Consider the following 22,570-nt stretch of genomic DNA (forward strand, 5'->3'; position numbering starts at 1 on the left):
TCGGTTAATCGGTGCCAGAATAGAAAAGACCCTGTTTTAATAAGGCTTTAACCGATATTTGCGTACTCTAATTATACTGTCTAATTTAAAGAACAAACTCGGTCGCACAGTCACCGGTCAACTGCGCGAACCTTATGGACCCGGTGCCTTAAGGTGTTAACGCGAGCCGCCCAGCGTTAGCTCAGGGATAAGCACCGCACTGAAATGTGGAAGGACTCGCCTATGAGTACCGCTTTCGAACGGCTGGCCATCCCGGAACGTGCGCCCACGGCTGCCGATATAGCCCAACGTCCCGCATGCTGGAAACTTCTCAGCGTCGAGGACGACCCAACCTACCAGGCGTCACTGCTTTATAGCCTGGGAAACCTCGAATACGACGGTATTCCGGTCGAAATTCTCACCGCGGGCTCTGCTGCCGAAGCCGCTTCGCAGCTCAGCGCCCATCCCGATATCGCCGTCGTGCTGCTCGATGTGGTGATGGATGAGGATGACAGCGGCCTGCGCCTGGTCAATACCATCCGCGAGCGTCTCGGCAACCATCGAATTCGTATCATCCTGTTAACCGGCCAGCCAGGCATGGCACCGCGTAATGATGTAATGCGTCAGTACGATATCGACGATTACTGGCAGAAAGCCGACCTCAAGGCCGACCAGCTGATCACCCTGATCACCGGCAACCTGCGTACCTGGATCTATATCACCGAGCTGGAACGGGCACGGCAGGGTCTGCAGCTGCTGGTGGAAGCAAGCCGGGCGCTAACCAGCAAACGTGACCTGAAGAGTTTCAGCCACACCCTGCTGGAGCAGATCGGCAACATCATCGGCGCCGATGAAGGCGGTATTGTCAGCGCCGTCTCCAACGAGAGCGAATCCCTTGCAGAGGCCGAGGTGATGGCCAGCAGCGGCTGCTATTCAGGCCAGGCATCCAAGGTGCCCGGGCTTATCGACGACAGCGCCATACACACCGATATCGGCAACGCCCGCGCCGAGAAACGCCATATTTTCCGTGACAGTTACAGCGTGCTCTACTTTGGCAACGCAGAGATCGACCCGCGTGAATATGTCACCGTGGTGAAGTCGGATACCCGGCCTTCCCGCTACCATATCAGCCTGCTGCAGGTGTTTGCCGAACAGGTCAGCGGCGGCTTCGCCAATATTGCCCTCAACAACCGTCTCAGCGAGCTGGCGTACTACGACGACCTGCTCAACATCCCCAACCGCAACTGGCTGGTCTGGGAGATGAAACGCCTGAGCCGACAGGAACGCGCCAGGCTGCAACTGACACTGATCGACCTGGACCGTTTCTCCGATGTCACCGTAACCCTGGGAACAGCCTTCAGCGACAAACTGATCGAGCAGATGTACAGCCAGTTAACAGAGAAGCTGGAAGATTACATCAGCATCGCCCGCACCGGCCTCGACTCCTTCGCTATTCTCGGCCACCGCGATACCGCCCCCACGGACGCCACCATCAGGTCGCTGATTGGCCAGCCTCTGACTATCGATGGCGCCGAACACTCTCTGTCGATTACCGCCTCATCGCTGCCGCTTTCCGAACTGGACCATCTGCAGCCGCGAGAGATACTGCGCATCGCAGAGTGCTGTATCGATACCGCTCGGCAAAAACACCTCACATTCCTGGAGTACAGCGCCGGTTTCGATGAAGAGATACGCCAGCGCTACGCCCTGATGAACGATCTGCGCCTGGCCCTGGCACAGCGTGCACTGCATATCGAGCTGCAGCCCAAGGTCAGCCTGAGTGATAACCGGCTGATTGGCTTTGAAGCCCTGGCCCGCTGGGAACGCGAGGATGGCAGCCGGGTGCGGCCGGATCAGTTTATTCCATTGGCAGAAACCGCCGGCCTCATCAGCGAACTGGACCAGCTGGTTGTAGAGCTGACCTGTGAAGCGATCAAACAGCTCAACGCGGCGGGAATCGACGTACCGGTGGCCTTTAACGCCTCCAGTGACGAGCTGTTCGACCCGGACTACTTCGACACCCTGATCGGCACACTGAAAAAGTATGGCGTCAGGCCGGAACAGATGAACCTGGAGATCACCGAGTCCCGGGCGATGGAAAGCTACGAGAAGATCGCACCGCAGCTCAAGCGGCTGATCGAAATGGGCATGGCCGTCAGTATCGACGACTTCGGCACTGGTTATTCATCCCTCTCCCATATTACCCATCTGGCCGCGACCACACTAAAAATAGACCAGGTGTTTGTGCGCCAGATCGGCGAATCGCCGCAAGCGGCCCAAGTGGTCGAGATGATTCTGCGTATCAGCGAACGCTTCGGCCTGAACGCCGTGGCCGAGGGTGTGGAAACGCTTGAACAGCGCGATCTGCTGCTGGCGAAAGGCTGCCGGGCGGGCCAGGGGTATCTCTATTCACGTCCACAGAGGCTCGAGGTTCTGATCGATAAACTCGCCTCGAATACAGTCTTTACGCTACCGACACCCGATGAGCAGGGATAACAGCGCCGCGTCCGGGCTGCAGTCACCGCGTCGCCTGGCAACCGGGCTGATCACCCTGCTGATTCTGTTGGTCTCAAGCGGCAGCTACTTCGCCTACCAGCAGCTGCTCAAGCTCTACACCCAACCGATCAGCCAGCAGCAGAGTTCAGACCTCAACTTCAGCGCCGCAACCCTCTCGCGGGAGCTCGGCCACCTGCGTGACCTGACGCTGATGATAAAACGCAGCCCGCCGGTCAGAATCGCGCTTAACCCTTACCGCTCGCTGGATCGAAACCTACTGCAGCGGGAGCTTATCCGTTTCAGCCGCGATCATGCGCTGATCTCGCAGGTGCGCTGGATAGACGCCTCAGGGGAGGAGCGAGTGCGGATCAACTTTGCCTCGGGCGAGTCTGAGATCGTTCCCCCTGAAGAACTGCAAAACAAAGCCAATCGCTACTATTTTCAACAGGCGATGGCCTACGCACCGGGTCAGGTGTATATCAGCCCGCTGGACCTGAATATCGAGCGTGGCCAGATCGAACGCCCCCTCAAACCCACCATCCGCGCTGCGATCCGCACCACTGAAGCGGAAACGATGAGAGAGGGTGTCTTCGTGATCAACTACGATCTACGCGCCCTGCTGAACTCGATCCGAACAACCTACTCCGACAAGTCGGCCACCGAAATCATCAACACCACCGGATTCTGGTTACTGAGCCGTGCACCTGAACAGGAGTGGGGGCAGATCCTCGGCAAGCCCGAGGCGCGACTGAACCGCCAGCTTCCCAAGCTCTGGCAGCAGGTGAATGCACGCTCATCCGCCAACAATGTGTACCTGGCGGGGCGGATCTGGAGCTGGGAACGGCTGGCGCTGATCGAGCGCCCAGGCCAGGGACCGGAAGTACTGATCCTGCTGACCTCCTCATCTGAAGACCTTTTTGCCGGTATCACAGGTCAGCTCAAGCTGCTGGTAAGCCTTTGCGCGCTGGCGGTACTGGCGCTTGGAAGCTGGCTCATCTTGCTGTTTATGCGCTCGGAGGCGCGCCAGAGGCAGCTCTACCAGCGTATCAACCAGGAGCACCAGAAACTGCAGCAGGCACACCACTCGCTGGTCACTGCCCACCGGCGTCAATCCGTGCTGCAGGAAGAGCTGGTCGAAACCCGCAAGCTCTCCTCACTGGGCATGATGGTCGCGGGCGTCGCCCACGAGCTAAACACGCCCACCGGAGGCGCGCTTATGGTGCTCAGCAGCGTTGAAGGCCAACTGTCAGAACTGGAAAAATCTCAGGGCTCGTCGCAACAGCAGGCGGCGCTTGCACGGGCCCGTCAGGGCATGGAGCTGGCCACGCGAAACCTGAACCAGGTCAGCCGCCTGATTACCAGCTTCAAGCGCCTTGCGCTGGATCGCGCGGTCGAGGAGATCCGCGACGTCGACCTCAACGACCTGGTGAGCGATTTGAAGCTGGCGCTCTCTCCGCTGTTGAAGAAAAGCCCGGTCACTCTCGAGATCGATATCCCCGATAATATCCGTCTTTACAGCCATCCCGGGATAATCTCGCAGATACTGCAGAACCTGATCGACAACGCGCTCACCCACGCTTACACCCAACAGCAGTCAGGGCAGATAACCCTGAGCGCCCGTCCGATAGACGCCAGTGGCTCGGTGCTTGAGCTGAGCGTTGCAGATGACGGTGCTGGTATCGCCCCCGGCATCAGAGACACGATCTTCGATCCTTTCGTCACCTCTGGCCGGGGTCGGGGCCACACAGGATTAGGACTTCATCTGGTTCACCAGTGGGTTCACCGACTGCTCCATGGTAGCATCGAGGTCCAATCCGAACCCGGCCGGGGCAGCTGCTTTATCCTGCGTATCCCCGTTGACAGCCGGCTCAGCGCTGAACAGTAAAAGGACTGAAGGATGGCTACAACGCTCTGCGTTTTCTGTGGTTCCCGTAAGGGCGCGAACCCGCGTTTCGAAAAGGTTGCGTTCGAACTTGGCACGGCGATCGCTGCCCAGGGTTCATCGCTGGTCTATGGTGGCGGTTCCGTCGGCTTGATGGGCGCAGTGGCAGACGGCGTGATGAGTGCGGGCGGCAAGGTAACCGGGGTGATTCCGGAAAGCCTGTTCAACGCCGAGGTCGCCCACCAGGGCCTGACTTCACTTGAGGTGGTTCCCGACATGCACGCCCGCAAGGCGCGTATGGCGAGCCTCGCCGATGGTTTTATCGCGTTGCCCGGCGGCATCGGCACCTTCGAGGAGCTGTTCGAGGTCTGGACCTGGGCGCAGCTGGGTTATCACGACAAGCCGGTGGCGCTGCTCAATGTGGATAACTTTTACGATCCGCTGCTCGAATTCCTCGACTACACCCGCCGGCAGGGCTTTATTCAGGACCCGTGCCGCGCGCTGCTGGGAGTGGAAGCGGAGATCCCGGCACTGCTGGAGCAGATGAACCAGGCCATCGACCGCTCCGGCAGTCAGTGGTCACCGGAAAAGATCTAACTCCCAGTATGGGTCGGACCCGCCCATTGCTTTCTACCAACCGGATAAAGCAGAGCTTTGGCCGATACCGCCTGTTTGCTGGCTGGCTTATGGGCGCCCTGCTGACTCTCACCATCCTGCCCGGCGCCGCGACTGCAGAAACGCTGATCCTGGGCCAGGTCAGCGACCGTCCGAAGAAAGATTTCAAACAACTGCTTCCCATGGCGCGCTTTATGGCGGACCGCCTGCAGCAATATGGTTTTGATAATGCCCGGGTACAGCTTTACGACAGCGCGGATGCACTGATCAAGGCGGTCAAACAAGGCGAGGTACACTGGATCAGCGAAACGCCCTACACCTCGGCGCGGCTGCTACAGGAAACCGGCAGCCGGCCACTGGTAAAGAAGTGGAAAAACGGTCAGCGCCAGTATCAAACGCTTATATTCACCCTCAAACAGCGCGATATCCGCTCACTGCAGGAGCTGGTGGGCCAGCGTATCGCGTTTGAACACCCCGACTCGTTCAGTAGCTATCTGCTGCCCCGCCGCATACTGGAAAACAACGGACTCTCGCTGGTCGAGCTGGAGCGTCCGGAAGACCCTGTGCCCGAGGGCAAGGTCGGCTACCTGTTCAGCCGCAACGAGAAAAACAACGCTCTCTGGGTCGACAAGCAGATCGTTGCCGCGGGAGCACTGAACAACGGTGACTGGCAGGACCCGAGCCGGGTAACGCCTGGTATGCAAGAGCACTTCAGAGTTATACACAGGTCAGACTTCTATCCCCGTGCTTTCGAGCTGGCAACACCAGCGCTTGCCGCTGACGCCGCCGAGGCTCTGCAACAGGAGCTGCTGGCACTGGACCAGGACAAGTATGCCGGGCTCTTGGCGCGCTACGAAAATAGCAAAGGATTCAGTCCCGTGGATGAGCAGGACCTCAGCTTCCTTAAGGCATTGATCGAAAGGGGAACCCAGGCACAATGAAACGCCGTTTTTCGGTTATCGTCCGGCTATCTCTGCTACTCACGCTGCTATCTGCGCTAATCATGCTGGCATTGATGATGGCCGTGGATGACTCGCTGAAAACCTACTTTAAAGAATCCAACCGCGCCGATCAGGCAAAACTGACCGAAGTGGCGCGCAACCAGCTGCGCCATGATGCACAGCTGCTGCTCCAGTCCTTGAGCGACAGCCTGGGTGTGGATATCTATAACCAGGACCTGAGCGCCATCGGTGATGCGCTGCAGCGGCTGGGCAGGTTTCACACGCTCGACTACATCTACGTTTACGATCACAACGGCTCCATCCTCCACGATGGCAGCGCCGATATCCCGCTCTATGGGGAGCCGATCACCTCTCACACGCCGCCCCAACTGCTGACCGGCCTGCAGGATGCGTTGGTATGGAGTGACACGCACCTCTATCTGAACAGCCGCGTTCAGATCGGCAACGAGACGTTTGCAGCAATCAGCGCCGGTTTTGACTTCAGCCAGGCCTTCGCTGAACTCGAGGCCCATAACGAGGATCTGATCAGCGCCGAATATGGCCTGTTTCAAAATGTCCGCAAGGCGATCCTGATCACCTTCCTGATCCTGCTGCCGGTGTGCATGCTCAGCGCCGCCTGGATCACCCGTGGCATGCTCAAACCACTGCAGGTGCTGACAAACCGCAGCAGCCGTTTCGCCGAAGGGGAGCGCGACCTATCCTTCGAGCTTAACCGTCCCGACGAGTTCGGCCGCCTGGGTACAGCCCTGGAGCGGATGCGCAGAGCCCTGGAAGAGAGCCACGACCAGGTTGAACAGATGGCCTATGAGGATACCGTCACCCACCTGCCGAACCGCCGCTGGTTTCAAAACCGTCTCAGTGAAATCATGCATCGCAGCGCCAGCCTGGAGGGCGCCTTTGCAGTACTGTTTATCGATCTGGATCACTTCAAGCAGGTTAACGACACCGCCGGCCATGAGCGCGGCGATCAGCTGCTGCGGGAAGTATCCCGGCGCCTGCAGGCCTGTGTAACGGAGAACCGCTCGCGCCGCGGCCCCGCCGCTGAGCTGGCGCGCCTGGGCGGCGATGAGTTCGTCGTGCTGCTGCCGGCGGTACAGGGTGCCGAAGATGCCGCCGAAACCGCCCGTGCCCTGCTGGCATCGCTGGCCCCGCCGTTCCTGCTGCACGGCCAGTATTTCTCCATCTCCTGCAGCATCGGCATCACCCTCTATCCGGATGACGGCGTCAGCGCCAGCGAGATTCTCAAACATGCGGACGTGGCAATGTATTCCGCGAAACAGCACGGCCGTAATCAATTTGCTTTCTTCCAGCCACAGATGACCGAAGAGATTCGCGAGCACCTGGAGATCCAGCAGGGTATCAAGGAGGCGATCGACAAGGATTATCTCTACCTCGATTACCAGCCGCTCTATTCCATGGAAAGCGGCGAGATCATCGGCGCCGAAGCACTGTTGCGCTGGCAGCACCCGATTAACGGCCTGCTGTCGCCGGCACGTTTTATCCCGATCATCGAGGAATCTGACCTGATCGAGGAGGTAACCCGCTGGGTGGCCAACCGTGCCGGCCGAGACCTGCAGAAGATCCTCGGTCTGCGTGAGCAATTTTCCATGTCGATCAATATCTCCGGCGCGGCCCTGCACCAGATGGAGATGTGCGACTACATCTGTCACCTGAAACAGAAACTGGCTCTGCCGGACAACAGCCTGTGCATAGAGATCACCGAAACCAGCATGATCAGCCACCTGGATAGCTGTGAGGCGGTGCTGCGACGCTGGAAACAGGCGGGTATCGAGATCTGGATCGATGACTTCGGCACCGGTTACTCCTCCCTGGCCTACCTCAACAGCCTGTCGATCGACGGCCTCAAGATCGACCAGTCCTTTGTGCACAACCTGATAGACGGCCACTCACGACCGCTGATCGACGCCATGATCGCCCTGGCTGACTCGCTGTCCATCAGTACCGTGGCGGAAGGCATAGAAACTGACCGACAGCATGCAGAACTGAAGGCAATGGGGGTAGAGTACGCTCAGGGCTTTGGACTGGCGCGGCCAATGCGCATCGACAGCCTGATCGAGCTGCTGGATGACGAACATCGGAATGCGGAGGCGCTGGCCGAGCCATGAGATCTGCTTATCCCCTGGCGCTTGCACTGACGCTAAGCTCACCGGTATGGGCTGGCGTCGAGCTGAAAACCCAGCTTGAGTACAGCGACGGCCAGCGGCACAGCGAAACCAGTTATGAGGATGATGGCAGCTTCGACGAGCGCAGCGTGAAACGCAAAACTCGCTGGGAAAGCGACACTCTGTTCAACGCCGAACTTAACCCGGATTCCGACTGGGTCTGGAGCGCCCGCCTGGGATACAACGCCCGGCGCAGCGTAGATTTCAAGCGCGAGTACCGTGAAGATGGCTCTCTGAAGAAGGATAAAACCCGCACCGAATGGCGTCAGAGTCCATACGCCGGACTGGGTCTGCGGTGGGATTTTGGCTCCATGATCGGCGGAGATGCCTGGTCGTTCCGGGCATACCACGACCGCTTTTTCGATGTTGAGTACCGCGCCACCGGCCTGGCGGAGGATGCAAAACCGGTGGCAGGCCGTGGCAACGGCTGGGAAACCAAGCTGACGCTCCAGGCCGAATATCCTTCGCCCTGGTACAGTCTATATCTGCTGCCTAAACTCAGTATCAAGCATGAACAGTACAGCGCCTGGACCAACAGCGCCCAGGATGAGCGGGAAAAGGCGGAACAGGAGCTGCAGTATGAAGCGAGGCTCTGGCTAGACTGGATCATGCCCGTCGATGGCTGGGAGCTGATGTTCGGCCCCACCTGGCAGCTGGAGGACAAAGCCGAACGCAAACCAGGCAAAGCCTGGGAATGGGACAACGAGGAGCAGTGGATCGGCACACTGAAGCTGGAGTACGAATCCCCCATGCCCGGTTTTGAAATGGAGCTGGCCGCCGAGCACTGGCTCAACGGCGCCGACAAAGACGATACACGTTACAAACTTGAACTGAGCTACGAGTTTTAGAAAGATGTTGGATAGCTGAGCAAGGAAGCTTGGCTGGATAACTCCAGGGAAAAGGAGGAACAGAATGAACACCCCACTTTTCTGGTCGGGCGCAGCGTTGTTTTGCCTGACCACCCCCAGCGTTATAGCTGCGACCCAGGCTCCCGCCATCATGAGCGCCGAGCGGCTGCAAAGCAGCCAGACCATCGACAGCCCCGCCTATTTTGTCAGTGAGAAACTTGATGGTGTGCGCACCCGCTGGACCGGCACGGAGCTGCGCACCCGCAGTGGCTTCACGATCCAGGCGCCGGAATCTCTCAAGGCAGGGCTGCCGCCGGTCCCCATGGACGGAGAACTCTGGCTGGGCAGGGCCCGCTTTAGCGAAATGAGCGGGCTGATTCAGCGAGCCGACCCCCAGGACCCGCTCTGGCAACAGGTACAGCTGCAGATCTTTGACCTGCCTGCGCACCCGGGTAACTTCAGCGAGCGGCTAGACGCCCTGGGCCAGCTTATCGGCGCTGTGGATAACCCGCAGATCCGCCTGCTGGAACAGACGCGCGGCCTTTCCCGTGAACAGATCGACCAGTTGCTGGAGCAGACCCGCCGCAGCGGTGGAGAAGGGCTGATGCTGCACCACTTCGCCGCCCACTACGTGAACGCCCGCACCAACCTGCTGCTCAAATACCGCGGCTATGATGACGCCGAAGCAGAAGTGGTCGGCTACACCCGTGGCGAAGGCAAATACGAGGGAATGACCGGCGCGCTTATCGTCGAAACAACCGAGGGGCTGCGTTTCCGCATAGGATCTGGGTTAAGTGATGCCCAGCGCGCCACACCGCCGGAGATCGGCAGCCTGGTGACATACAGGTTTAACGGCCTGACCAGCCAGGGATTGCCGCGCTTCGCCCGGTTTGTGAGGATCTACAACTCGGAGATCTAAACGTTTGCCTTGCAATGTACGAGGCGCGCCTCGCGCCGATCGGGCTGGCTTGGCGGTGATGCAAAACCGCGGCCGGGCGATCACGACGGGGTCGTCGCTCCTAGGAAGATGCACAAAAAAGGCCCCTTTCGGGGCCTTTCTGATGCGATATTCAGGAAAGGATCAAAGTCGGACTTCGACGCCCTTCTCGCGCATATATTCTTTCGCCTGCGGAATGGTGTACTCGTTGAAGTGGAAGATAGATGCCGCCAGCACCGCATCCGCCTTGCCTTCAATACAGCCTTCCACCAGGTGATCCAGGTTGCCGACACCGCCAGAGGCGATCACCGGTACCTGCACCGCTTCGGAGATGGCGCGGGTAACACCGATGTCGTAACCGTTCTTGACGCCATCCTGGTCCATGGAGGTCAGCAGGATCTCGCCGGCACCCAGTTCAACCATCTTTTTCGCCCATTCCACGGCATCCAGACCGGTGGGCTTGCGACCACCGTGGGTGAAGATCTCCCACTTGTCCGGCTCGCCTTCCTTGGAAACTTTCTTGGCGTCGATGGCGACCACGATGCACTGGCTGCCGAAGCGCTCGGCGGCTTCACGCACAAACTCCGGGTTGAACACGGCCGCTGTGTTGATCGAGACCTTGTCGGCACCGGCGTTGAGCATCTTGCGGATATCTTCGCAGGTGCGGATACCGCCTCCGACGGTCAGCGGGATAAACACCTCTGCTGCCATGCGCTCCACGGTATGCACCATGGTGTCGCGCTCTTCATGGCTGGCAGTGATATCCAGGAAGGTGATCTCGTCCGCGCCCTGCTCGTTGTAGCGCTTGGCGACCTCGACCGGATCGCCGGCATCGCGGATATCGAGGAACTTCACGCCTTTAACCACGCGGCCGTTCTCAACATCGAGACAGGGAATAATGCGTTTTGCCAGTGCCATGATCGTCTCCGCTCTTCTTACTTGCTCAGCTCGTCGCTCAGTTGCTGAGCTTCGGCCACATCCAGCGTGCCTTCATAGATAGCACGACCAGTGATAGCACCGAGGATGCCCTGATCAGCCACAGCCGCCAGTTTGCGGATATCTTCGATATCGGTGACACCGCCGGAGGCGATCACCGGGATACCGGCTTCGCGAGCCAGCTCGACTGTGGCTTCCACGTTTACGCCCTGCATCATGCCGTCACGGCTGATATCGGTGTAAACGATGGCGCTGACGCCGTCGTTACGGAAACGCTTCGCCAGATCCACCGCTTTCACGTCGGTGATCTCGGCCCAGCCGTCGATCGCCACGTAGCCGTCCTGGGCGTCCAGGCCGACGATAATGTGACCCGGGAACTGCTTACACATCTCGGTGACGAATTCAGGCTCTTTCGCCGCTTTGGTACCGATAATGACGTACTCAACGCCCGCATCCAGGTACGCCTGGATGGTCTCGGCAGAGCGGATACCACCGCCGATCTGGATCGGCAGGTCCGGATAAGCCTTGGCAATGGCGTTGACGATTTCGCCGTTCACCGGGTTACCGGCGAAAGCGCCGTTCAGGTCCACCAGGTGCAGACGACGGCAGCCGGCTTCAACCCACTTGGCGGCCATATCGACCGGGTTGTCGGAGAATACGGTGGAGTCGTCCATGCGGCCCTGACGCAGGCGTACGCATTTGCCATCCTTGAGATCGATCGCGGGGATAATCAGCATTGTGGATAAAACCTTGAAAGTCTGTCTCGGGGACGCAGGCCTTAGACCTGACCGTCCCAGTTAAGGAAGTTCTTCAGCAGCTGCAGGCCTGCAGTATGGCTCTTTTCCGGGTGGAACTGGGTGGCGAACACGTTCTTGTGCGCCAGCGCCACATCGAAATCCACACCGTAATGGCAGGTTGCCGCGACCTGGCCACGCTGGGCCAGCTTGACGTAGTAGCTGTGGACAAAATAGAAACGGCTACCGTTGTCGATATCTTTCCACAGCGGGTGGTCGATGCTCTGCTGCACTTCGTTCCAGCCCATGTGCGGCACCTTGAGACGGTCACTGCAGCCGGCTTCGCGAAGCTCTTCGCCGAAGAAGTTAACCCGGCCTTCAAACTCGCCGAGGCAGTCGACGCCGCCGTTCTCTTCAGAGAACTCCATCAGCGCCTGGTAACCGACACAGATACCGAGGAACGGCTTACCGGAGGCGATCGCCTCGCGCACCTCTTTATCCACACCCAGACGGCGGATCTCGGCCATACAATCGCGGATCGCGCCAACACCGGGCAGCAGCACACGGTCGGCGCTGCGCACCTGTTCCGGATCAGCGGTTACGCGTACTTCAACACCAGGCTGGACATGCTCGAGCGCCTTCGCGACCGAGTGCAGGTTGCCCATGCCGTAATCGATAACTGCGATACTGCTCATCTCAGAGGCATCCCTTGGTCGACGGCATGATTCCGGCGGCACGCGGGTCTTCCTCCAGCGCCATGCGGATGGCACGGCCGAACGCCTTGAAGATCGTCTCGGCCTGATGGTGGGTGTTCTTGCCCTTGAGGTTATCGATGTGCAGCGTCACCTGAGCGTGGTTAACGAAGCCATGGAAAAATTCACTGAACAGATCCACGTCGAAGCTACCGACGCGGCCACGGGTGAAGTCCACATCCATCGCCAGGCCCGGACGGCCGGAGAAATCGATAACCACGCGGGACAGCGCTTCGTCCAGCGGTACATAGGCGTGGCCGTAACGACGGATCCCTTTCTTGTCGCCCACGGCCTGCTTGAACGCCTGGCCCAGGGTGATGCCAATATCCTCGACGGTGTGATGATCGTCTATGTGCAGATCACCAATGGCATTGATCTCCATATCGATCAGGCCATGACGGGCAATCTGATCCATCATGTGGTCAAGGAAAGGAACGCCGGTATCGGACTCGAACTGGCCTGTGCCATCGAGGTTGATCGATACGGTGATCTGGGTTTCCAGAGTATTACGGGTCACTCTGGCAGTACGATCGGCCATCTCTGTCTCCGCCGTTGCGCGTGCGTGGGCTATCAATTGAAAGTGATTGAAAGCATTTAAGGCCCACATTATACAGCAAGCCGTCGCCAACGGCAGCGCCGGGTAAGCTATGGAGTTCATAGCCTGGGAAAGCCAGCCACTTGTTAATTTCCCAGTGTTTCGAACGGTTTGACCTCCGCTTTGTCACATAGCAGCATAAAACGCACGTTTGCCGGCCAGTTCATAATAAAGACACGTATAACAGGCAATTAGCTACAATGACTGCGGCAGACTCAGCACAGACAGAGGCTTTAAGGATTAAACCCATGAAATTGCTTACACGGCTGTTAATAGGCTTGGTAGTACTGGTTGTTCTCGCGATTGGCGCAGGCGGCATTCTGCTGGGCCTCGTCTTCGACCCGAACGACTACCGCGGCGAAATAGAGCAGGCAGCCCGTGACCAGGCCGGCCTCGATCTGAAGATCAACGGCGACATCGACTGGTCGGTATTCCCCTGGCTGGGACTGGCGGTCAATGAAATCGATCTGCGCTACACCGACAAGCCGGAGCTGGCCCAGCTGCAGCAGGCGCAGGTGTCGGTAAAACTGATGCCACTGCTGAGCGGCAATGTTGAGATGAGCAGTGTTCAGGTGAATGGCCTGAAACTGAATCTCATCGCCAGCGAGCAGGGTAATAACTGGACCGGACCGGAGACAGCCGCCGGTACAGAGGAACCCGCCCAGCAGGAAAGCAGTAGCGGCGAAAGCAACGCATCCTTCCTGAAAAGCCTCAGTATCGAAGAGATAGTGCTCAGCGATGCCCAGGTAATCTACAGCGATGAAACCGCTGGCACCCGGGTAGAGGTCTCCGGGCTGAACCTGACCACCGGCCAGCTGATGCCCAACCAGCCGATCCCGCTGGAGCTGAGTGCCGAGATCAAGCAGTTCCAGAACAATGCAGAAACCCTGTCACTGAGTACTTCACTGACCGCGAATGCACTGCTGGACCTGGCCAGCCAGCGCTATCAGCTCAGCGACATCGTCGCGACTACCGGTATCGCGGGCCTGACCCCGGGAGAACCGCTTGAGCTGAACATCGAAGCCGATGTCGATGCCAACCTGGCTGAACAGCTGGCCAAACTGGATCTTCAGAAGCTGGCCCTGGCCAATCTTAACGCCAGCGCACAGGTCAGCGTGGAGCAGTTCGAATCACCTGTGATCAAGGGCGCCCTGAAGGTCGATGAGTTCAACCTGAAGCAGCTGCTCGAAACCCTGGGCCAGAGCGCACCGGAAACCGCCGATGCGGATGCACTGACCCGGATCGGCCTTAGCGCCACCCTGGCCGGTACCCGCGATACCCTGGCACTGAACCCACTGACGATCAACGTCGACGACAGCAGTTTCAACGGTAACGCAGCCGTTGATCTCAACACCCTGGGCCAGGCGGTCACCCTGAAAGGCGAGAGCTTTAACGCCGACCGCTACCTGCCGCCAGCCAGCGAAGGCTCCGCCAGCGCAGCGGGCGAGGGCAGCAGCCCTGCAAACAGCGAGCGCTGGTCGAAAGAGGAGATCATCCCGATCGAGCCGCTGCAGGCCCTGAATCTCAATGCCAGTTTTGACCTGGGTAAACTGACCATCTCCGGCATCGTCGCCAACAATGTTGGCCTGACCCTGAGCGCTCACAACAGCGTGGTTGAACTGAGCCGCATCAACGCCGATATGTACTCGGGCGCCATTCGCAGCTCAGCGAAGCTCGATGCCAGCAAAAAGCCGTTGAAGATCAATATCAGCGAAAAGATCAGCGGCATCCAGATCGGCGAACTGCTCACCGACCTCAGCGACAGCGCGCCACTCACCGGTACCTTCAGCTCTGACGCTCTGCTCAGCGCCCAGGGACAGTCGATGCATTCGATCATCAACTCCCTCAGCGGCATGCTGAACATCAAGGCCTCCGATGGTGTCATCGAGGGGATCAGCATGGCGCAGACCCTGTGTCAGGGAATCAATAACGTGGCGAGCCTGGGCGTGAATACCCAGCAGGTGGACCAGTCCACACCGTTCGCCGATATGGGTGGCTCGTTCAATATCACCAACGGCGTGGTCAGCAACAAGGACCTTACCGCCAACCTGGATGCGCTGACCCTGGGCGGCAGCGGCAACGTGGATCTGCCTCAGGCGCTGATCGACTACCGCCTGGGCCTGACCATCAAGTCCAACCTGTTCAACGAAACCTGCTCGATCAACAACCGTCTGGAAGGTGTCGAGTTCCCGGTGAACTGCAAGGGCTCCTTCGATACAGATCCGGCGCAGATGTGCCGTCCGGATGCCAGCGCCTTCACCAACCTGATCAAGGCGGAAGCGCAGAAACGGGTTGAAGAGAAAGTGGGCGGCAAGCTCGAAGAACAGAAGAGCAAAATCGAGGAAAAACTGGGCGAGAAGCTCGGCGATGAGGGCGCAAAATCCCTGCTGAAAGGGCTGTTTGGTAACTGATGACCAGTTTGACTCATATCGAAATGACGCCGGATGAGTTCCATTCGGCCGTGCTGGAATGGTTCGACCAGCACGGCCGCAAGGACCTTCCCTGGCAACAGGAAAAGCTCGCCTACAACACCTGGATCTCTGAGATCATGCTGCAGCAAACCCAGGTTGCCACGGTGATCCCTTACTACCAGCGCTTTATGCAGCGTTTCCCGGATGTACACTGCCTCGCCGAGGCCCATATCGACGAAGTGCTGCATCTCTGGACCGGGCTGGGTTACTACGCCCGCGCCCGTAACCTGCACAAAGCGGCGAATATAGTCAGCAACGATTTTGGCGGCGAGTTTCCTCTCAGTGTCGACGAGCTGGAAAAGCTGCCCGGCATAGGCCGTTCCACCGCGGGCGCTATCCTGTCGATCTCCAGCGGCCGTCGCGCCGCCATACTCGATGGCAACGTCAAGCGGGTGCTGGCACGCTGCTACGCGGTGGAGGGTTGGTCCGGCCAGACCGCGGTGCAAAAAAAGCTCTGGAGCCTGGCGGAGCAAAATACCCCCCACCATCGTGTGGGAGACTACACCCAGGCGATGATGGACCTGGGCGCCACACTCTGCACCCGTAGCAAGCCCAGCTGTCTGCTCTGCCCGCTGCAGCCCTCGTGCAAGGCCTTTGCCCTGGGCGTGACCGACAAACTGCCGTCGCCGAAGCCAAAGAAAGTGCAGCCGGTGAAGCAGACCCAGATGCTGATCATCCGCAACGACGAGGGTCACGTGCTCCTCGCACAACGCCCACCGAGCGGTATCTGGGGCGGTCTGTGGAGCCTGCCGGAGGTGCAGGACCTGCGCGACGCACCCGCCGAGCTGGGGCTGGAAATCGCCACAGCAGAGCCTCTGGAGCCGCTGCGTCACACTTTCAGCCATTACCACCTGGACATCACCCCGGTGCTGGTCAGCCTGAAAGACCCCATAAACTGCGTCATGGAAGGCCCGCCGACACTCTGGTATAACACCCGCCAACCACAAAATATTGGCCTGGCCGCACCGGTGAAAAAACTGCTGCACACCATCACCGGAGCCAGCAAAACGGGAGACAAACCATGAGCCGCACAGTGATCTGCCGCAAATACAAAAAAGAGATGGAAGGTCTGGAGCGTCCGCCGTATCCCGGCCCGGTTGGTCAGGATATCTTCGACAACGTCTCCAAGCAGGCCTGGCAGGAGTGGACCGACCACCAGACCATGCTGATCAACGAGAAGCACCTGAGCCTGATGGACCCGAACAGCCGCAAATATCTGCAGGAAGAGATGAAGAAATTCCTCTCCGGCGAAGAGTACGACAAGGCCGAAGGTTACGTGCCGCCATCCGAGAGTAACTGACTAAAGAACTAAATAAAGAAAAGTGAAAACAAGGCGTTGACACCCTCCATCAAGTCGGGTTTAATACGCGCCTCGTTGCCCGGATAGCTCAGTCGGTAGAGCAGGGGATTGAAAATCCCCGTGTCGGTGGTTCGATTCCGCCTCCGGGCACCACTACTTAGAAGGCTTGCACTAGATGCAGGCCTTTTTTGTATCTGGTGCGCGGTAAAAATTCCGAACAATCCATGTGTACTGCTTGGCTTGTGCGCGATTTTTCGCCAGGCTGGCCGCCTCTCTCGCCCGTGAAAAAGGCTCAAACGGCTCCACGCTATCGGGGCAGACGCTACCATCTCGACCTCCTCAAAACTTGTGGTCTCCCTTCCTCACAAGCCCTCTATACCTCTTGCAACAACTAGCTCCTCTTTCCTCAGGCATATTTCTAGTTGCCCGCTGGACCACCCATCCCAGTTATAGGTCTTCATTTAACAAAGTTCCTATCGAAAACCCATCTGCCGCATATCGGTAACACATTGATATTAAATGCCTATAAGCGACCGATGAAAGATTTCTTACACAAGGCGTACGTTTACCTTACCTAGGCGTTCTGCACGAGCCTCGATATGGTTTTTCAAACGAGGGGCCTGAGTCCCCACCCGAAAAACTTTGATCAAAAGGTTTAACACTCAATGCAGAACAAGGTCGTAGCGAGCGCAGTCCAGCACCAGCCAGTAGAGCTGGGCTCCATGGACGATAATCTTGCTTTCATTCTTGATCGATTGAAGGTCGAGGCTTCCCATGGCAGTGAGCTCATCGTTTTCCCCGAAGCCGGATTGACCAGCTTTTTCAAACATGAAGAGGGCGGGCTCAAGCGACTTTGGGAAGAGGGTTCCATCGACCTGGACGGACCTGAGCTAACCGCAATCGTTGAAGCGGCGAAAGAGCTTGGTGTTCACACCGTTGTCGGTTTTAACGAACGCTCGAAAACAATCGGTACCATCTACAACAGCGCGGCACTGATCGGGCCCGAAGGTATAGTGGGCGTGCAACGTAAACGCTACCTTCCAGGCATCGAGAAGCTTTACTACACGCCAGGTACAGAGCGTGTCACCTTCGAATGCTCTCTAGGCCGCATCGGCATCATCATCTGCTACGAAGCGCTTTTCCCCGAGGTTGCCCTTGAGCACTTCATGCAGGGCGCAGACATCCTTGTCGTCACATCTTCGTTCTGGTCTGGCGGTGCCAAGGGCGGTGCCGGGGATCCCGTCACCAAGAAGAGATTCTGGGAAAACGTTTCCACAATCACAGCGATTCAAAACCAAGCGTTTGTGGTGTCTTGCAACGCCTGCGGTTTCCTTGATCTGGGCAAAAAAGTAGGGACTTGGGAACGCCTGGGCTTGAGCCAGATCGTCTCCCCTACGCAAGGTGTTCTTGCTCAGGCAGGCCAGTTCGCGGCAGAGACAATCCGTGCCGAACTGAACCTCGATGACCTGTCCGATTCAAGATCCAACTACCCCTTGATGTTAGACCGAGTGCGCGGAAGAGAGCTCGCTTAACTACCGCAAGTTACCACTCTCAATTTTCACCAACGGAGATAATAATATGAAGGCAATGTTTAAATGTGCGGCTGTCGCTGCACTCGCAGGTTTTGCTGGAACCGCATCGGCAGCAGATTTTAAGTTTAACTTTGCTCATGTCCTGATGGAGGACACTCCCAACGGAAAAGCCGCACGCGCTTTCGAGAAGGAAGTTGAAGAGAAGTCCGGCGGACGTATCGACATCAACGTGATTCCGGCAGGCGGCCTGGGCGGGGATGTCGATATCATCGAACAGCTGCAGGCGAACCTGGTACAGATCGCTATCCCACCAACCGCTACTCTCGGCAACTTTGAGCCCAAGATGCAGGTGCTCGACCTGCCCTATATCCTGCCCAGTGACGAGATGATGACCAAAGTGCTCGATGGCGAAGTCGGTCGCTCAATCCTTGACACCCTGGATCAGCATGGTATGTACGGCGTGAACTTCTGGGGTGCCGGTTTCCGCCAGATCACCAACAACGTTAAGCCAATTACCTCCGTGGAAGACCTGAACGGCATCAAGATGCGCACCATGCAGGCTCCCGTCATCCTAACCCAGTACAACGAGTGGGGCGCTAACCCAACAGCCATGGCGTTCGCCGAGGTCTACAGCGGATTACAGGCTGGTGTCGTTGATGGCCAGGAAAACCCCATTGCTAACATCATGGCAATGAAGTTCTACGAAGTGCAGAAACACATGACCCTGACCTCTCACGCCTACCACGGCTACGCCGCAGTCATGAGTAAAGATGCCTGGGACTCTCTGCCAGAAGACCTTCAGCAGGTCATGACACAAGCTTTCGATAATGCTCGCGACCTGGCTCGTGATCTGACAACCCAATACGAGCAGGAAAAACTATCCGAAATCGAGTCAGATATCGCCATTCATCGCCTCACCGACACTGAGAAAGAAGCCTTCATCCAGGCGAGCTACAAGGTGCATGAGGCATTTGCTGATGTTGTTACCCCTGAACTGATCAGCTCTATCTATGAAGTGACTGGGGCTGGTCCTCAGTAAACGACCAGACCTAACTTCCAAGTCGGCTTGCAGGGAAAGCTTCTGTGAGCCGACTTTTGACGATGGTAAGCAGTATGTTGGCAAAAGTTGATAAGGTACTGGCACGGTTCGAAGATGGATCAATGATCTTCTTCATGGGGCTTGCCATTACACTCACCTTCACTCAGGTCGTTATGCGGTACGTCTTTGATGCGCCGTTATATTGGGCCGAAGAGGTGGTTCTTTATTCTATTATCATAATGAGCTTCATCGGCATCAGTATCGGTATCCGAATGGGCAGCCATATCTCTGTGAATCTGCTCGACGCCGTTGTTCCCGAGAGACACATCCGTATCTTGCGGGGAGGCGTGATGATACTGGGTATAGCTTTCGCACTCGCACTGATCTATTTCGGGGGCCAGCTATTCCTCAATACCCTGAACCGCGGCCAGCTCTCTCCAGCATTGCGGATCCCTGTTGCAGCCATTTACGGGATTATTCCACTAGCCGGCTTACTTTCACTGTTCCGCTATATCCACGCTCTTGTGCAGCTAATACAGCATGAGGAACAGCAGGAAGCGCCCGAGGAAAACCTGCGCGCTATGTAAGCAGGCCCGATATCTATGCCGTCCTGGCTGAAAAAAGGATAACTAAAACCATGCTACCCAGTTTATTGGTCTCGTTCGGTGGCCTGCTTCTGTTCGGCCTACCGATCTTTGCAGCCCTGGCGTTCGCCGTTGTCATCGCGGTTGGCGTTATGGGCCCTTTCGACCCCGTGATTGTCCCGATGCGAATGTTCGCGGGGATGAACAACTTCTCGCTGATGGCGATCCCATTTTTCATCCTTGCATCGGAGCTGATGCGGTTGGGGGGCCTATCACAACGCCTGGTTGATCTTGCGACCGTTTTGGTTGGATGGATCCCTGGGGGGCTCGCGGCAGCCGCCGTACTTTCGTGCCTGTTCTTCGGCGCCATATCCGGCTCCAGCCCCGCTACAGTGATCGCGATCGGCAGTATCATGTTTCCGGCACTGGTAGCGGCAGGTTATGACCGCCTATTCGCAATCGGCCTGATAACAGTCGCGGGTACACTCGGACCAATCGTCCCTCCAAGCATCGGGCTTATCATCTACGGTTCTGTAACCGGCGCATCTGTCGGCAAGCTTTTCGCAGCAGGGGTCGGACCCGCACTGTTAATCGGCGGTTTACTCATAGCCGCTTGCGTAGTGTTCGCCATACGTCGCAAATATCCGCGCAATCCCTTCCCAACTGGCAAGGAGATTCTGCGGGCTATCAAGCGTTCAGCCTGGGGGCTGGGCCTGCCGGTCTTATTGCTCGGCGGAATTTACAGCGGCGTATTCACACCCACGGAGTCGGCTGCGATCGCATGTATGTACGGATGGTTTGTGGGTGCGGTGATCTACCGACAGATCGGGCTTGGTGAGCTTAAAAGCATCTTGAAATCCTCAGGTGCCATTGCAGCTACTCTGTTATTGATTACCGCCGGGGCTTCCGCATTCTCCTGGTTGCTTACAATCACTGGTGCGCCAGGGAACCTGTCCTCACAGGTACTCGAAAGCACTCAAGATCCGTTCGCTGTCGCTGCACTTTTTAACCTGGTGATGCTGGTAACCGGTTTCTTTCTCGATAGCGCATCAGCCATCATCGTTCTTGCACCGCTGCTTCAGCCCATCGCGGAACAGGTTGGCATCGACCCCGTTCACTTCGGTCTGATTATGATCGTAAACTTTTCAGTTGGTATGCTTACACCGCCCGTGGGCCTGAACCTGTTTGTCGCCATGGGCGTGGCCAAAATGTCACTTCGAGATGTACTGAAAGGCTGTATGCCATTCATAGGCATCATGATCATTGCGCTGATCATGATTACCTATATGCCGTGGATCAGCACCTGGCTGCCTGATTTGATCTACTCCTGATCACTCACGCTCGGGCCTGAACTCTCAGGCCCTCATTACCTTCGTAGAAAAGGTCACGATCTCTTTCGCAGATCTCCACCAAATATTTCCAGACCTGCATAAGTCCAGGGAAACGGTGTAAATCGCTGGAAGACGAAATCCAATATTGCCTGTCGAAGGAAATTTCAGGACAAACCCGGACGAGATTAAAGGAACCAGCCAGGTAAATTGGAAATATTCCCAGGCCAAGACCTTCAGATGTTGCAAACAGCTGTGAAACCATACTTGTTCCACGAAAAGAATAATTAAGATTCGCAGATAACTCTTGATGATAATTAAGCCGTTGCGAAAAAATATGATCCCTAACATAACCAACCCACATGTGGTCAAGCACGTCCTGGGAACCTTTTAGCGGGCCAAACTCCTCGATATAAGATTCACTGGCATAGATACCCAGCGTATAGGGAGTCAGGATTCTTTTGATAATATTCTCACCTTCGGGCTCTTCCAAGGTGACACATATATCCGCTTCCCTGTTAGTTATCCGGGTTTGCTTGGGTAAAGAAACCAGTTCGAAATCGATATTCTGACCTTTAAGCCAATGGGACAGTTTTTCGGCAAGGTAGCCGTTGCCGATTCCCTCAACAACGCCAATCCTCATTTTCATGCGCTGAGCAGCACCCTTCTTGTTATCCAGCAGCGCAAGCCTCAGATGGCGTTCACACTCAAGAGCATGCTCGGCAAACTGCCTTCCCTCCTGCGTCAACACATAACCTGTCTTGTCTTGAGAGAACAAACGAACACCGGTTGTACTTTCTAGGTTGGTAATTCGGCTTTTAACGGTGACTCGTGAGGTATCCAGAGTTTTAGCGGCTGCAGAGAGCGTGCCTTCACGTGAAAGAACGAGTAAGAATTTTAGGTCGTCCCAGTTGAGGTCAAAGTGGGGTTCCTGCACTTTTATTATTTCCTGAATGCCGTTTATATTTATTGTGGTTTTTAATGATAGTAAATATTTTTAACTATCTGTCATAAAAACACCTACGTTCTCATATCTTTATATACCGATGCAGTGAAACTTATACTAAAAACCACATAAGAACACAAAAATACTTACCATAGTGGTAATAAAATTACAAAAAGCACGAAATTTTAAAAATATTTAATCCATAATAATACTTACAAAACACACAACATTGACCATGCCTAATATTTAAAAATAAGAATTCACCACAGATATCCCGCCCGTCATGAACACCGGCTTCCAAGAGGATGTAGCGGTGGGCAGAGCAGCTATCGCTTTGTTTTTTCCTAGATATTTCTCATATCAGTAGCCAGAAGCGAGCTTTGTAACCGCCCGATAACATTTGTCGTGTCTAATCCCCGGCTCTATTCGTTCAACTCCTTGTTCAATTTTG

19 protein-coding genes and 1 tRNA gene are annotated in these 22,570 nt (G+C 56.8%); 15 read left to right on the forward strand and 5 right to left on the reverse strand.

Features of this window, described 5'->3' with window-relative positions; all coding sequences use genetic code 11:
• The first annotated feature begins 222 nt into the window (after nt 1-222).
• The 7 genes from C4S72_RS21700 (at nt 223) to C4S72_RS21730 (ending at nt 9,884) form a co-directional block, all read left to right on the forward strand.
• A complete protein-coding gene (locus C4S72_RS21700) occupies nt 223-2,475 on the forward strand; it encodes a putative bifunctional diguanylate cyclase/phosphodiesterase (protein WP_160115568.1) in 2,253 nt (750 codons plus the stop codon).
• Entirely contained in the window at nt 2,462-4,360 is a 1,899-nt protein-coding gene (locus C4S72_RS21705) for a sensor histidine kinase (RefSeq protein WP_104005299.1), read from the forward strand. Before C4S72_RS21700 ends, C4S72_RS21705 begins: the two co-directional genes overlap by 14 nt.
• Before the next feature lie 12 nt (nt 4,361-4,372).
• On the forward strand, nt 4,373-4,954 hold the full coding sequence (locus tag C4S72_RS21710; protein WP_104005300.1) for an LOG family protein: 582 nt from the start codon (nt 4,373-4,375) through the stop codon (nt 4,952-4,954).
• Nucleotides 4,955-4,962: 8 nt separating this feature from the next.
• Nucleotides 4,963-5,913, forward strand: coding sequence for a phosphate/phosphite/phosphonate ABC transporter substrate-binding protein (locus C4S72_RS21715; protein ID WP_104005301.1), 951 nt, complete (start codon nt 4,963-4,965; stop codon nt 5,911-5,913).
• Nucleotides 5,910-8,060, forward strand: a complete 2,151-nt coding sequence (locus C4S72_RS21720) for a putative bifunctional diguanylate cyclase/phosphodiesterase (protein ID WP_104005302.1) — start codon at nt 5,910-5,912, stop codon at nt 8,058-8,060. The genes C4S72_RS21715 and C4S72_RS21720 overlap by 4 nt, the downstream gene beginning before the upstream one ends.
• Nucleotides 8,057-8,965: a hypothetical protein gene (locus tag C4S72_RS21725; protein WP_104005303.1), complete on the forward strand. Its 909-nt coding sequence runs from the start codon at nt 8,057-8,059 to the stop codon at nt 8,963-8,965. Before C4S72_RS21720 ends, C4S72_RS21725 begins: the two co-directional genes overlap by 4 nt.
• A gap of 64 nt (nt 8,966-9,029) precedes the next feature.
• Nucleotides 9,030-9,884: a DNA ligase gene (locus C4S72_RS21730; protein WP_104005304.1), complete on the forward strand. Its 855-nt coding sequence runs from the start codon at nt 9,030-9,032 to the stop codon at nt 9,882-9,884.
• Nucleotides 9,885-10,046: 162 nt separating this feature from the next.
• Here the strand turns inward: C4S72_RS21730 and hisF are convergent, their stop codons facing one another.
• From hisF to hisB, 4 genes are read right to left on the reverse strand one after another with little or no spacing between them, the layout of a single operon-like run.
• The gene (hisF, locus tag C4S72_RS21735; protein WP_104005305.1) at nt 10,047-10,820 is read right to left on the reverse strand and encodes an imidazole glycerol phosphate synthase subunit HisF; all 774 of its coding nucleotides are present in this window, start codon (nt 10,818-10,820) and stop codon (nt 10,047-10,049) included.
• Nucleotides 10,821-10,837: 17 nt separating this feature from the next.
• Nucleotides 10,838-11,575 carry a 1-(5-phosphoribosyl)-5-[(5-phosphoribosylamino)methylideneamino]imidazole-4-carboxamide isomerase gene (hisA, locus tag C4S72_RS21740; protein ID WP_104005306.1) on the reverse strand — a complete coding sequence of 246 codons (738 nt, stop codon included), beginning with the start codon at nt 11,573-11,575 and terminating at the stop codon, nt 10,838-10,840.
• 41 nt (nt 11,576-11,616) lie between these two features.
• Nucleotides 11,617-12,267 carry an imidazole glycerol phosphate synthase subunit HisH gene (gene hisH, locus C4S72_RS21745; RefSeq protein WP_104005307.1) on the reverse strand — a complete coding sequence of 217 codons (651 nt, stop codon included), beginning with the start codon at nt 12,265-12,267 and terminating at the stop codon, nt 11,617-11,619.
• Between the two features lies 1 nt (nt 12,268).
• A complete protein-coding gene (gene hisB, locus C4S72_RS21750) occupies nt 12,269-12,862 on the reverse strand; it encodes an imidazoleglycerol-phosphate dehydratase HisB (protein WP_104005308.1) in 594 nt (197 codons plus the stop codon).
• 305 nt (nt 12,863-13,167) lie between these two features.
• On the opposite strand from hisB, the gene C4S72_RS21755 reads away from it, so the two are divergent.
• The 8 genes from C4S72_RS21755 (at nt 13,168) to C4S72_RS21790 (ending at nt 21,176) form a co-directional block, all read left to right on the forward strand.
• Complete coding sequence (locus tag C4S72_RS21755; protein WP_160115569.1) at nt 13,168-15,330, forward strand: AsmA family protein; 2,163 nt, start codon at nt 13,168-13,170, stop codon at nt 15,328-15,330.
• Nucleotides 15,331-15,353: 23 nt separating this feature from the next.
• Nucleotides 15,354-16,415: an A/G-specific adenine glycosylase gene (gene mutY, locus C4S72_RS21760; protein WP_104005456.1), complete on the forward strand. Its 1,062-nt coding sequence runs from the start codon at nt 15,354-15,356 to the stop codon at nt 16,413-16,415.
• Nucleotides 16,412-16,690, forward strand: a complete 279-nt coding sequence (locus C4S72_RS21765) for an oxidative damage protection protein (protein ID WP_104005310.1) — start codon at nt 16,412-16,414, stop codon at nt 16,688-16,690. Before mutY ends, C4S72_RS21765 begins: the two co-directional genes overlap by 4 nt.
• Nucleotides 16,691-16,767: 77 nt before the next feature.
• Nucleotides 16,768-16,843: transfer RNA gene (locus C4S72_RS21770), tRNA-Phe, on the forward strand.
• 512 nt (nt 16,844-17,355) lie between these two features.
• A complete protein-coding gene (locus C4S72_RS21775; RefSeq protein WP_104005311.1) occupies nt 17,356-18,222 on the forward strand; it encodes a carbon-nitrogen hydrolase family protein in 867 nt (288 codons plus the stop codon).
• A 46-nt stretch (nt 18,223-18,268) separates the two neighbouring features.
• On the forward strand, nt 18,269-19,261 hold the full coding sequence (locus tag C4S72_RS21780) for a TRAP transporter substrate-binding protein (protein ID WP_104005312.1): 993 nt from the start codon (nt 18,269-18,271) through the stop codon (nt 19,259-19,261).
• 74 nt (nt 19,262-19,335) lie between these two features.
• Nucleotides 19,336-19,848 (forward strand): TRAP transporter small permease, encoded by a 513-nt coding sequence (locus C4S72_RS21785; RefSeq protein ID WP_160115570.1) that lies wholly within the window; start codon nt 19,336-19,338, stop codon nt 19,846-19,848.
• Nucleotides 19,849-19,898: 50 nt separating this feature from the next.
• Nucleotides 19,899-21,176 (forward strand): TRAP transporter large permease, encoded by a 1,278-nt coding sequence (locus C4S72_RS21790; RefSeq protein WP_104005314.1) that lies wholly within the window; start codon nt 19,899-19,901, stop codon nt 21,174-21,176.
• 4 nt (nt 21,177-21,180) lie between these two features.
• On the opposite strand, the gene C4S72_RS21795 is transcribed toward C4S72_RS21790, so the two are convergent.
• Nucleotides 21,181-22,110 (reverse strand): LysR family transcriptional regulator, encoded by a 930-nt coding sequence (locus tag C4S72_RS21795; protein ID WP_104005315.1) that lies wholly within the window; start codon nt 22,108-22,110, stop codon nt 21,181-21,183.
• Nucleotides 22,111-22,570 lie beyond the last annotated feature (460 nt).

It is taken from the genome of Marinobacterium lutimaris (assembly GCF_900108065.1).
Taxonomy (GTDB): Bacteria; Pseudomonadota; Gammaproteobacteria; order Pseudomonadales; family Balneatricaceae; genus Marinobacterium_D; species Marinobacterium_D lutimaris.

Excerpts from the sequence above, each read along its gene's own strand:
- C4S72_RS21700 (WP_160115568.1), top strand. The coding sequence starts at position 223 with ATGAGTACCGCTTTCGAACGGCTGGCCATCCCGGAACGTGCGCCCACG.
- C4S72_RS21705 (WP_104005299.1), top strand. The coding sequence starts at position 2,462 with ATGAGCAGGGATAACAGCGCCGCGTCCGGGCTGCAGTCACCGCGTCGC.
- C4S72_RS21710 (WP_104005300.1), top strand. The coding sequence starts at position 4,373 with ATGGCTACAACGCTCTGCGTTTTCTGTGGTTCCCGTAAGGGCGCGAAC.
- C4S72_RS21715 (WP_104005301.1), top strand. The coding sequence starts at position 4,963 with ATGGGTCGGACCCGCCCATTGCTTTCTACCAACCGGATAAAGCAGAGC.
- C4S72_RS21720 (WP_104005302.1), top strand. The coding sequence starts at position 5,910 with ATGAAACGCCGTTTTTCGGTTATCGTCCGGCTATCTCTGCTACTCACG.
- C4S72_RS21725 (WP_104005303.1), top strand. The coding sequence starts at position 8,057 with ATGAGATCTGCTTATCCCCTGGCGCTTGCACTGACGCTAAGCTCACCG.
- C4S72_RS21730 (WP_104005304.1), top strand. The coding sequence starts at position 9,030 with ATGAACACCCCACTTTTCTGGTCGGGCGCAGCGTTGTTTTGCCTGACC.
- hisF (WP_104005305.1), bottom strand. The coding sequence starts at position 10,820 with ATGGCACTGGCAAAACGCATTATTCCCTGTCTCGATGTTGAGAACGGC.
- hisA (WP_104005306.1), bottom strand. The coding sequence starts at position 11,575 with ATGCTGATTATCCCCGCGATCGATCTCAAGGATGGCAAATGCGTACGC.
- hisH (WP_104005307.1), bottom strand. The coding sequence starts at position 12,267 with ATGAGCAGTATCGCAGTTATCGATTACGGCATGGGCAACCTGCACTCG.
- hisB (WP_104005308.1), bottom strand. The coding sequence starts at position 12,862 with ATGGCCGATCGTACTGCCAGAGTGACCCGTAATACTCTGGAAACCCAG.
- C4S72_RS21755 (WP_160115569.1), top strand. The coding sequence starts at position 13,168 with ATGAAATTGCTTACACGGCTGTTAATAGGCTTGGTAGTACTGGTTGTT.
- mutY (WP_104005456.1), top strand. The coding sequence starts at position 15,354 with ATGACGCCGGATGAGTTCCATTCGGCCGTGCTGGAATGGTTCGACCAG.
- C4S72_RS21765 (WP_104005310.1), top strand. The coding sequence starts at position 16,412 with ATGAGCCGCACAGTGATCTGCCGCAAATACAAAAAAGAGATGGAAGGT.
- C4S72_RS21775 (WP_104005311.1), top strand. The coding sequence starts at position 17,356 with ATGCAGAACAAGGTCGTAGCGAGCGCAGTCCAGCACCAGCCAGTAGAG.
- C4S72_RS21780 (WP_104005312.1), top strand. The coding sequence starts at position 18,269 with ATGAAGGCAATGTTTAAATGTGCGGCTGTCGCTGCACTCGCAGGTTTT.
- C4S72_RS21785 (WP_160115570.1), top strand. The coding sequence starts at position 19,336 with ATGTTGGCAAAAGTTGATAAGGTACTGGCACGGTTCGAAGATGGATCA.
- C4S72_RS21790 (WP_104005314.1), top strand. The coding sequence starts at position 19,899 with ATGCTACCCAGTTTATTGGTCTCGTTCGGTGGCCTGCTTCTGTTCGGC.